Source organism: Candidatus Falkowbacteria bacterium (assembly GCA_018674305.1).
Taxonomy (GTDB): Bacteria; Patescibacteriota; Patescibacteriia; order UBA11705; family JABHMO01; genus JABMRF01.
In genome coordinates, this window is record JABHAL010000004.1 from 126,462 (window position 1) to 138,557 (window position 12,096).

The 12,096-nt window shown below is 36.3% G+C and carries 9 protein-coding genes; 1 reads left to right on the top strand and 8 read right to left on the bottom strand.

Translation table 11 applies throughout. The annotated features are described in order from the left end of the window. The first annotated feature begins 86 nt into the window (after positions 1-86). Positions 87-959 (top strand): hypothetical protein, encoded by an 873-nt coding sequence (locus HN643_01675; protein MBT7500359.1) that lies wholly within the window; start codon positions 87-89, stop codon positions 957-959. A gap of 105 nt (positions 960-1,064) precedes the next feature. Here HN643_01675 and HN643_01680 read toward each other — a convergent pair whose 3' ends face one another. From HN643_01680 to HN643_01715, 8 genes are all read right to left on the bottom strand, one after another. Next, positions 1,065-3,242 (bottom strand): copper-translocating P-type ATPase, encoded by a 2,178-nt coding sequence (locus tag HN643_01680; protein ID MBT7500360.1) that lies wholly within the window; start codon positions 3,240-3,242, stop codon positions 1,065-1,067. Between the two features lie 11 nt (positions 3,243-3,253). Continuing rightward, entirely contained in the window at positions 3,254-3,829 is a 576-nt protein-coding gene (locus tag HN643_01685; protein MBT7500361.1) for a class I SAM-dependent methyltransferase, read from the bottom strand. Between the two features lie 11 nt (positions 3,830-3,840). Continuing rightward, positions 3,841-5,343, bottom strand: coding sequence for a hypothetical protein (locus HN643_01690; GenBank protein ID MBT7500362.1), 1,503 nt, complete (start codon positions 5,341-5,343; stop codon positions 3,841-3,843). 1 nt (position 5,344) lies between these two features. Next, on the bottom strand, positions 5,345-5,899 hold the full coding sequence (locus HN643_01695; GenBank protein MBT7500363.1) for a DUF2318 domain-containing protein: 555 nt from the start codon (positions 5,897-5,899) through the stop codon (positions 5,345-5,347). A gap of 13 nt (positions 5,900-5,912) precedes the next feature. Continuing rightward, positions 5,913-6,182 carry a metal-sensing transcriptional repressor gene (locus HN643_01700; GenBank protein MBT7500364.1) on the bottom strand — a complete coding sequence of 90 codons (270 nt, stop codon included), beginning with the start codon at positions 6,180-6,182 and terminating at the stop codon, positions 5,913-5,915. Positions 6,183-6,334: 152 nt separating this feature from the next. Then, positions 6,335-6,610: a hypothetical protein gene (locus HN643_01705; GenBank protein MBT7500365.1), complete on the bottom strand. Its 276-nt coding sequence runs from the start codon at positions 6,608-6,610 to the stop codon at positions 6,335-6,337. A gap of 24 nt (positions 6,611-6,634) precedes the next feature. Continuing rightward, positions 6,635-9,700 (bottom strand): AAA family ATPase, encoded by a 3,066-nt coding sequence (locus tag HN643_01710; GenBank protein ID MBT7500366.1) that lies wholly within the window; start codon positions 9,698-9,700, stop codon positions 6,635-6,637. Positions 9,701-9,959: 259 nt separating this feature from the next. Beyond that, positions 9,960-10,991, bottom strand: a complete 1,032-nt coding sequence (locus HN643_01715; protein ID MBT7500367.1) for a hypothetical protein — start codon at positions 10,989-10,991, stop codon at positions 9,960-9,962. Positions 10,992-12,096: the final 1,105 nt, after the last annotated feature.

Consider the following 12,096-nt stretch of genomic DNA (forward strand, 5'->3'; position numbering starts at 1 on the left):
CCTTTATATACCTCTTGACAAATACAGTAAATGATACTACACTTAAATTTGGCCTTTAACATTAAACCCCTTTACAGGAGCCAAGAATGGGAATTTCGACAATGTTGTTGATCAATGACGACACTGAAGACGCAGTACAGATGCAAGAAAGACTTCCTGAAAATTTAGAGATTCAAATTGCCAGTCAAGCAGCAGCTCAACTACTTCAGTCTTACAATTTTGATTTCATTGTTATTGACAATGATGCCAATGATCTCAAGGTCGCGAAAGGTCCAGAAACCTTAAAGCGCATCATAGAAGTTGGTACAAGTGCTAGGATTTTCTATACAAGCTTCCAACCAGGCTGGGTAGGCAGCGACGTCCATAAAAACAGGCTTGTTCAAGTAGTAAAAACTGACGAATTACTAGATATCCTAGCCAAAGAATTCTACTTTGAATTGCGTCCTGCTCCAACAAAGGATGAAACAGATCCTCAAATCACTCTGATTATTTCATACAACCCGATTGAAGGGTATGAGGAAGGCGTCTACTGCGACGGGAAATTAATCATTCTATCTTTCCCCAAAAACGCCGGCGACAAAGCACAAAGAGTTCTGAGACAAAAGCTTCAAGAAATTTACAGAACCTTTGAGTGGCGTACCGATCGTGACCTGATCAAAAACATTTTTGTTTACGATGGCGTGAATGGAAATGACTGGCCAGCGCGTCTGGCTTCAGCACTCGGACACGATGTTCGCATGAAGGTCCAGTTGGTTGCTTGTCATTGTGACTGGAAACGAAAAGTACGAGATGCCAGCACCTACTACGTAGACCTTCACAAATGTGAATGTTCAGGTAGTACCACTCTTGGAGCAATTGCAGATATGATTTTGGGAGTCATACGTCCCAAAATCAATTATGCCACAATTCCTGTTCCAAGAAAAACAATTGAAAACGGCGCGGAAAGATATAGCGTCTAAAACAACAAAGCCCTGTTCCAACGGAACAGGGCTCTTTTTTTACCAGAACCATTTTTAGCTGTAAATAAAAAAAAGGCGAAGATATACATCCTCGCCTTTTTTTACTTATTTTAATTTCTTCCTCTTCAGTAACAAAGAATTCATCACCACCGACACACTTGACAGAGCCATGGCCAATCCAGCGAATTCTGCGCGTAAAAGACCGAGTGCCGCAATTGGAATCCCAATACTGTTATAAAACAGGGCCCAAAACATGTTCTGTTTTATTTTACTCAAAGTCATTTTACTGAGTTTAATTGAACGGACTGCGTCGTTCAAATCATTTTTCACTAAAACAATCCCACCAGTTTCAATAGCAATATCAGTTCCAGCGCCCATAGCAATCCCTAAATCAGCTTGTGCTAAGGCTGGAGCATCATTAATTCCATCACCAACCATAGCGACCATTTTACCTTCAGCTTGAAGCTTCTTAATCTGCTGGGCCTTTTCTTCAGGCATAACTTGCGCTAATACTTTATCAATTCCAACCTGATTGCCAATTGCCTCAGCTGTTCGCTGGTTATCACCAGTAAGCATCACCGTTTCAATTCCCATTTCTCTTAATTTTTCAATTGATTGTCTTGAAGTTTCCTTAACAACATCAGCAACCGCAATTAACCCAGCTACTTCCTTAGCAATGGCAATAATCATAACTGTTTTACCCTGATCTTCAAGCTCGAGCTTTTGTTTTCTAACTTTTTCATCAAACAAAATATTATTTTGTAACATTAATTTCTCTGTACCAATTAAAACCTCTTGGCCATTTATTCTTCCCTTAACACCCATACCAACAATAGCATCAAACTCACCAGGTTCAGTTAATGAAATTTTTTCCTCCTTTGCCTTGTTTACAATTGATTCAGCCAAAGGATGCTCTGAGTTTTTTTCTAATGAAGCAGCAATACCCAAAATATCTGTCCTTTTGTATTTGTCATTTGTCATTTTTATCTCTGTTACTTCCGGTTCACCTTTAGTCAACGTACCGGTTTTATCAAACACTACAACCTGAACCTTATTTGCAATTTCCAAATACTCACCACCTTTAATTAAAATCCCACTTTCTGCGCCTTTACCAGTACCAACCATAATCGCAGTAGGCGTAGCTAATCCCAGAGCACACGGACAGGCAATAACAAGGACAGCAGTAAAAATCATTAAAGCCTTTACAAAAACCACTCCAATTAAAAAGTACCAAATTAGAAATGTAATTATTGCAATCACAACTACGGTCGGCACAAAATAACTTGAAACCATATCTGCAAATTTTTGAATAGGCGCTTTTGACCCTTGAGCATTTTGCACAAATTGAATAATTTGCGATAGCATAGTATCCGCCCCGACTTTTGTAGCCTTGAACTTGAAGCTACCAGTTTTATTTATGGTTGCACCAATAACCAAGTCTCCTGCTTTTTTTTCTACTGGGATGCTTTCGCCAGTGACCATCGCTTCATCAATACTTGAATGCCCATCTATTATTTCACCGTCAACAGGAATTTTTTCACCAGGACGAACTAAAATAATATCTCCAACTTTAACTTGTTCAATTGGAACATCTTTTTCTTGACCATCAACAATTATTCTAGCTGTTTTTGCACCAAGTTCCATTAATTTTTTAATAGCCTCACCGGTTTTTCCTTTGGCCCGTGACTCTAACCACTTACCAAGTAAAATAAAAGTAATTAAAAGTGCTGAAGTTTCGAAAAAAACATCTCCGGCAATGAAAAAAGTAGTAGCAATACTATAAAAATAGGCAGCACTTGTTCCAAGCGCAACCAAAGTATCCATATTTGCCGTTTTATTTTTTAAAGCATAAAACGCACCACGATAAAACCGAGCACCAAGCACAAACTGAACAATTCCAGCCAAAACTAATTGCGCAATTTTGTTTTCAATGCCTTTGCTCATCATTACCATGCTTAAAATAAAAACCGGTATTGCAATTACCAAACTTACAAGAAAATAATTTCGATCTCTATTGGCTTCTCGAGCACCGGGTGCTTTACTATGCTGATGACCAGCATTATTCTTTGTGTTATTATACTCATCCACTCCATAACCTGATTGCTTAATAGAATCTTCCAATTCACCTTTCTTCACCTCTTCCGAATATTCAACAACAGCTTTTTCATTAGCATAATTAACCACGGCAGACTTTACTCCGGGGATTTTTTTTAATTTTTTTTCTATAATCAAAGCGCAAGACGAACAATGCATTCCCGAAATTCTAAGCTCTTTTTTGGACATATTCAATTATATTATTTTCTAATTATTAAATTATAAAATGAATGTTGACAACCAACGATTTCAACCTTGAATCCATTTTTTTCAAATATTTCCTTAAATCGTTTCGGTGAATGAAACCTACTCCCCATCAATAAAATCTTTTCAGCAATTTTCAAAATAAATCCACCAAAACTTCTAGGATTTACTTCTTCCACAAAAATACTCCCGCCATCCTTCAAAACTCTCTTTATTTCCTTAATTGCTTGCGCTTGATCCTGAAAATGATGAAAAGCATCAATTATAAGCATTTTGTCGAATGAATTATCTGGAAAAGGAATCTTTTCTGCTACGCCAAACTTACACTTTATTCCTTTTTTTCTACATTGTTTTAACATCTCTTCTGATGCATCGAGCACTATCATTTCATCTACCTGCCAAGAAAGTATCTTAGCAATTCTCCCAGTTCCACCAGCCAAATCCAGTACCCTATCTTTCTGATTGAAGAACTTTTCTTTTTTGACTGATTTAATTATCTTCTTCTTGCCTGAAAAATGAATCATTTCGTAAAACGGTGCAGTTATTTCAAAAAATTTTATTTTTATTGACATATTTATTCAACTTAACCACCACAACCACAGGATGGCTGGCCACAAGAACCACCACACGCACCACCACCGTCACATGTTGTGTTCAAGCTATTATCTTGAATTGCCTTAACTTTATAAGGAGCTCCACCGCTTGCCGGTTTCTTCACCGAGCTTGAGCTATCTGTTACTATAAACTTACCTCTAACCATCCCCATCCAACAACTGAATGATAAATCTCCAACTTTTGTGGGAGTAAATTGGATTACATTTTTGCCATACTGTAATTTCTTTTTAATTCCTAATTCAGGAACAATAATTTCGTTGGTGCAACCAGTCATTTGTTTCACATCGACAACCCATTTAACAGGTATTCCTTTTTCTATTGTAAAAACATTTGGAGAATAACCGCGATAATCTACATTCATAATAACTTCCTGAATATTTTCTTTAGTGATGGTCGATCCATAATCTTTATCCCAGCCAAGGTCTAAATTGATCCCTGCAATTGTTAGTCCAGTCAAAAGCGTATAAAAAGCAAAAATTAAGACAACAAAACCCATCACTTTTTGGAAAACAATCATTTTTTTATTCTGGAATCTAGAAGCTGCGATTCCAACTCCAATTAAAATTGGAGCGGTGCCAAGAGCAAACAAGAATAAACTCAATCCACCCAGCCAAAAACTTCCGACTGTGATTGCAAAAAGCTGCATACTTTGAGTAAATCCACATGGAAGAAAAAAGGTAAAGGCACCAAGTAAAAATGGAGCAGATTTATGTTCTGATGTTTTTAATTTATTCCAATACTGCATTGATTTTTTAGGCAGCCTAACTCCGAACGAACTTGGAGACGGCAAAAAACCAAGGATATTAAGGCCAAGCAAAAACATTACAACTGCCACAAGCGCTGTTAACCAACCATTAAAGGCAGAGGACATATCGAACCAACTACCTATTACTCCTAATAATCCGCCAAGAACAAAGAAACAAGTTAGTCGACCAATATGAAAATGTAAATGTGGCTTAACGTTTTTTTGATAAAAGTTGCCTTTTGCTTGATACTTGGAAGCAAAAGAAACTACCACTCCGCCAACAACTGCCAAACAAGAAGACAAAGATGCAACTATTCCGATCAAAAAGGCAATTCCCAAGCTAACATCCGTTGTGTCAAACCCAACTAACCCCCAAACATCAAATAAACTAAGAACTTTATAGGCTAATACAATAAAACCAACTGTAAGTAACGAACAAAACCATTGCAATGGTGTCGCCCTGTTTTTACTGAAGAATTTTTTTTCTAAATTCTCACCAATTTCATATCCTAGCTTCTTAATTTCTTCGTTTACTCTATTTTCATCTGGCTCAACATCTTCAAAATGAAGCTCGATGTGCCTTTTCTTGTGACTAGCTTTAACTAATTTCACACCTTCAATTTTTTGCAATTCTTCTTCTAGTAAATTTTCACAAGAAACACAAGTCATCCCATGAACTTTTATAATTTTGCATTTTTGATTTTTCTCACTTTTTTTTGTTTTCATATTAGAAATGACCTTTTAAATCTTTTAAATCAAGTTTCTCAATGATTAAATCATTACCAATGACTTTTAAATTTGGATTGACCGGCACAGGGTTACAACCACCTTTTTCGGTGGCTATTTTTTCCAAAGGATACTTATTACCGCAAGTGTTGCACACCATATTATTTCCTTCCTGACGGAACCCCATTTTCGCATCAGCACAAACCTGGCAGGCATTCCCCGCAGCACGATATATTCCGTTTTTGTCTTTAACTACAAAAAAGTAAACCATGTCACCATCTAATTCCACATTATAATAATGAGCCTTACCATCATCAAAAATCGCTTTACTTAATTTAATCTGATCATTTTCGAAAATAACTGGATCTCCGGCCTCTCCAGTAAAGGTCGCTTCTTGGGGCTTGACTGTAGGTTTTGGTTGAATTGACTTTTGAAAAGAACTTGCACTGGAGGTTTTACTTTCAGAGCTTGATTTGGCAGCTGGCTTCTCAGTACAACCACTTACAACTCCAGCGACCAACAGCACTAATACAAAAATCCATACTTTGTTTTTCATATTTACAATGGTATTATTTATTGGTTAATTTACTTACTCTTAAAATTTCATCAATCATTTGCTGTTTTTGTTTACTATTTTTTGTAGACATAGCCTTTTTAAAACAGCTATTTAAATGCCCCTCCATTAAAAGATGGTGAGCTGACTTCAAAAGACCAATAGCTGCTAAATTTTGTTGCATAATATCTACGCAATACTTATCCTCCTCTGTCATCTTGGAAATTTTCGCCAAAAGACTTTTCGCTTTTTTAAAATTAATCAACGCTTTTTCTTTTTTACTCATAATTTTTATTGTATATTGATTATTAGGTCTTTGATATTCACGACACCCCCACCCCAGGTGTGGGTACATAATACTCCATTAAAAAATTACTGTCAACTACTATTGGGGATAACCAAAAAAGAGGCCTTTCAGCCTCTTTTTTTATCTACCTTTTATTTTTTACACTTATCGTCTTTACAGTGACATCCGACTAGCACCCAAACTCCTGATACAATATATCCCCAAACATAGGCCTGGATCGCGCCCAAAATGAAACTGAGAGTATTCATTCCTTCAAAGCCGAAAAAGGACATCCTTAGCATACTTAAATGCATTGACTGTTCAACTGGTCGAATATAATACCAAAGAAAACACAACACGAACATTACTAGAAAAAATAAGCCAATATGGTTAGCACGTTTCCAATAAGAACATTTTCCACCCTTCATAAAGTTATATATTAATAATTAAATTTACTTAACTGTTTTCTCCGCCGCCTGCAGATCCAAAGATAAAGTCTTGGATACCCCATCATCTCCCATGGCTACGCCATAAAGTGCATCTGCTACGTGCATAGTAACGCGATTGTGGGTAATGATGATAAACTGAGCCTTATACGACAACTCTTGCAATATGGCACTGAACTTATGTGAATTAGACTCATCTAAGGCAGCTTCAACTTCATCCATTACAATAAATGGTGAAGGGTTGCTATCAATAATAGCGCAGATCAAAGCCAATGAGGTCATAGTTCTTTCCCCACCAGACAACACAGCAATATTACTTATCTTTTTGTTTGGGGGTGCAACCATAATTTCAATTCCAGTGTTTAATAGCTTGGACTGTTCTTCTGGCAAAAGCTCCTCGACCTCTGCATCGGTATCATCAGAAGAATCGTGAAGATTCAAAGTTAGATTTTCGCCAACTTCATTTTTTTCTTTTCGTTCTTTTTGAATTAACTCCAACTTGGCCTTCCCTCCATCAAAGATTTTCGTAAAATATTTTTCAAATGCTTTGTTTATTTTTTTGAATGAAGCATTGAACTGTTTATTAATAATAACATCCAACTCTTTAACAATCTTCTCTAGATCGTTGATCGCTTTTTCTAAATCTTGCGCTTGCACGCTTAAAAACTCGTACCTTTCTGCAACTTCCTTGTGTTCCGCAATTATTTCAGGATCAATCCCTCCAATTTGCTCCAAATTATGTTTTAGTTTACTTATTTCAAACCAAAGCTGGTCAAGATTAAGAATCTGCTCATCAGCCTTCAATGTTTCTAATTTAAAATCTGGTCCCAGTTCCTGAACAATTTCTTTATCAAGCTCTTCTTTCTTGGTTTCTAGTTTGGCAAGGGAAATGTTGACATCATTGACCTCTCGGTTAACATCATTCAATTTCATCTGGTATTTTTGCATTTGGCCTTGCAATTCAAAAACTTCATTTTTTTTCTTTTCTTCATCTAAATTGAATTGGTCAAGTTTTTTTCTAACTTCCGCAACTTTTTCTTCAATTTTTTCCAATTGCCTTTCAAGTTCCTGCTTCTTACTTGTTAGATTTTTTAACAACACTGCCTGATCTTTTGGCGCTACCTGATTTTCTGAAATCTCATCACTGATTTTTTCTTTTTCCTTAGTTAGGTCAGCAAAATCATGATCCAATCCCTTTTTCTTGGTTGAACCAACCTCTACCTCAACTCTCAGATCATTTACCTGTAGTAGCAAACTCTGCTTTTGTTTAACGAAGTCTTCAATCTTCTGCTTTAATAATGCAATTTCTTTTAATTTTCCTTCCTGAGAAACCAAACGTTGTTCTTGACTAGCAATTTGCCAAGTTATAGCAGAACCCTTGTTGTAACCCCCACGCATTGCTCCAGATTTTTCAAGAATATCGCCATCCTGGGTAACCATTCTGGCCCGGCCTACTCCAATTTGCTTAGCATGTTCTACATTATCAACAACAACTGTGGTGCCAAACACAAACTGGAATGCCTTTTTGTATTTTGGATCAAAACCAATCAAATCAACCGCAAATCCAATAGCTCCCGTCTCCTCTAAAACTCTTTTTGCTTCCGTATTTGGCGAATATACCTGTAATTTATTTAACGGCAAGAAAGTAACTGTTCCCAATCTATTTTCTCTTAAATAATTTATACACTTAACGGCAACTTCGTCGCTTTGGACCACAACGGCCGACAAGCGATTGCCAGCAGCTACAGCCAACGCTGTTTCATAAGCTTTGTCTACATTAGCTAAGTCACTAATAGTCCCATATATCCCCTTAATAGAATCTTTTTGTCTCATAACAGCCTTAACCGCTTCCATCCCAACCGAATATCTACCACCACTTCGTATTTTCGATAAATCATTCTCAGCAGCTCGTAAATTATTGTTCAAAACAGTTAACTGACCACTTAGCTCATGAATTTTAACTTCACTCTTTTCCAGCTCTTGTTTTTTATGTTCTAGTTTGGTTTCTAAATTATTCAGACTTTCTTTTATCTCATTTACACGTTTGCCTATTTCCTCTTTCTTGTTTTCCAACCAAGATAAATTTTGTTTTCCAACTTTTACATACTCCAAACTCATCTTCCCCTTGATCGTTGATAAATCTTTTTGAATTTCGTTCTTATCAGCCTGTAGTCGGTTGTAATCTTTTTGTAAATTATTGAAAATATCTTTACGTGACTCTGCTTTAGCAAGTTTTGCCAAGTTAGCCTGAACTTGTTCTAGTCTTTGCTCCAGATCCTGTTTCAAGGCATCTTTTATACTGAATTTCTCTTCAAATTGCTGGCGATCACGTTGCATGTTTTTCCAAATATAACCATAATATTTTTTCTGTTGCTGACGGAGTAATGTTTCAACCTCTTTTCGTTTTTCTAATTTTTTAATTTGTCTGGTTAGGAGTCGGAGTCGTGGCTCTAACTCAGCTAAAATTTTATTTGTCTGATCCAGATTTGTCCTCGACCGGCGTAAACGATTTACTGACTGATCACGTTTAATCTGATATTGTTTAACTCCGGTAGCTTCATCAAAAAAATCTTTTCTTTCAAACGCTGAAACATTAATAATATGATCTACCATACCCTGACCGATAATACTATAACTTCTTTGTCCAAAATTCGCCTTGGCCAACAAAATTAAAATATCATAAAGACGAACCTTGCTTTTGTTTAATAAATATTCTGTTTCTCCATTACGATAAACTCTACGAGTCAACACTACTTCTGTATAATCAATAGGCAGTTCATTATCTTCATTATTCATAATCAGAGATGCCTCTGCAAAGCCTTGCCGGGCCCTTGTTTCACTACCACCAAAAATAACATCATCCGACTTCTTACAACGAATCAACTTTAAGCTCTGCTCGCCCAAAACCCACCTAATTGCATCTGCTACATTAGATTTCCCAGATCCATTGGGCCCAACAATAGCTACAATACTTTTGGCAGCAGAGTCATGATTTGATTTTGCGGAAAACTCAAAAGTAGTCTTCTTCGCAAAAGACTTAAATCCTTGAATTTCTAATCGTTGTAAATACATACTCTGATAAAATTCTAAATCCTAAATTCTAAGCACTAAACAAATACAAAACTTTAAAATCCAAATTTTTGAATTTATTTAGAATTTAAATATCGGGAAGTTCGAATATTCATCAAAAGGTATGCTGTTATTATAGCAAAAAAATAAACCAAATCAAAGGCTAGCTGTTGACAAATTATCATAACTGCCAAGGCTTACACAATATATAAAAACAAAGAACCTTCATCACGTGAAGGTTCTTTTCATTATACAATCTTTTTTATTCAACAGTCACTCCAACTGAACTAGATTTGAAATGTTTACCTCCCGGATCAACAATATCTACATAAAGTTGGTATTCACCTTGTTCAAAAACTGCTGGCCATTCAAACACAATATTACTTTGCTTTGGTAAAATAACTGTTGACAATAAATTAATCTGACCAGTGTCCATTTTTCTTTGATAAAAATCAACCTTTTTACTTGAGACAAGGTCAGTTAACTTCATATTGACTTGGACTGGAAATTGACTCTGCTTTATTATTTCGCCACTGCTAATTGATGTCCAGATAACACTAGGCTCTGGTAATTCCACGGTAATATTTAAATCAATTTGTGTTTCATTACTATTATCAACATCATCATAGGCGATAACCCTCAACTTATGATAGCCTTTGCTAAAATAGCTACTAAGTAAATAATGAAGATTAAAGGGTGCGTTGGTTTTAGTAGCGATTAGAATGTTGTCAATATAATATTCAACTCGATGAACACCACGTGGAGCTGACGCATTAATTGACGCACTTAAAGTTGTATCTGAAATTGTTTGGTTATTTTTAGGATTAACAATAAAAATCGTTGGTTTGTTTTCCTCTGTATGCACATTATCATATTCCGTTGGTGGAGTTTCAAAAATAAATTCACTATCTTCACCGCCTTCTTCGTCTGTACGTTTTATCCAATCTTGAACTCCAGCCTCCCATTGTTCATATGCTGAATCCGTGCTTGCAGGATTTTCTGGGGCACCACCTTGCGGATCATCTTTGTAAACATAATGCAAAATGCTATGAGCATCACGGAATTTTTTCTCTTCAATTGAACTTTCTGGTGTAAACTCGTTGGCTAATTTACCTGAATGCTTGTCAATTTTGACTACTATTTCTGGAGATACTTCACCATCAAGAATTGGTTTACCGGTTTTTTCAATTTCCACTTCAGGAAAACTATCAACTGGTGAACCTTCAAGAGCTTTGGCCATAAAGTTATGCCAGATTGGCGCTGCTACCACTCCACCAGCTGCACCTTTTTTCATTTCTGAATTATCATTATTACCTACCCATACTCCAGCGACTAAAGACGGCGTATAACCAACAGTCCAAGCATCACGATAATCATTAGTGGTACCTGTTTTAGCGGCCGCTGGTCGACCAGGTAAAGTCAAATAACTCCCAGCACCAAACACATAGGCGCGTGCTGCATCATCAGACAACATATTTGTTAAAATATTGATATTATCTTTGTTCATTACTTTACGTTTTTTCTCTTTATACTCAATTAAAACATTTCCTTTACTGTCCTCAACTTTTAATATTGCTACTGGCTGATGGTAGACACCTTGATTAGACAAAGTACCAAAAGCTGCTGTATGTTCTAATAATTTCACTTCTCCACCACCTAAAACTAGAGATAAACCAAAGCGAGATCTATCTTCAAAGGTGGTGTAACCAAATAATTCCAACATATCAATCACCTTTTGCACCCCTACTAAGTAAATTGCTTTTACCGCTGGAATATTCAAAGAACCTTGCAAAGCTTTGCGCATTGCCACAGGTCCATGTTCCATTAAATCATAATTTAGTGGGTGATAATCCTTGGTATCTGTCTTAAATGTTGTTTCTACATCATACAAAATAGTATCCGGAGTATATCCTTTTTGCAATGCCGCTAAATAAACTAGGGGTTTCATTGATGAACCAGGTTGTCTTAAACTCAAAGTCACATTTACATTACCATCATTTTCTAAATCAAAATAATCCTTTGAACCAACCATGGATAATATCTGACCTGAGCTCGGGTCAAGAGCTACTAAAGCAGCATTATGAAAACCATATTGAGCTCCTTTAAGTTCCACTCCATCTATAACTGCCTGCTCGCCTTTTTCTTGTTTATCCAAATCAAGAGTAGTAGTGACTTTCAGTCCACCATTTTCAACTAATTCATCTCCCAATTCTTCACTTAATAATTCTTTTACGTACATCACAAAATGAGGTGCAATAATTGACTGTTTCTTCAAGGCAAATTCTATTTCTTCATTACCAGCTTCCTCAGCTTGCTGTTCAGTAATGTAGCCACCTTTTACCATTTGATCTAAAACATACTTTTGTCGGTTGAATAAATCATCGGTATGTGAACCATAT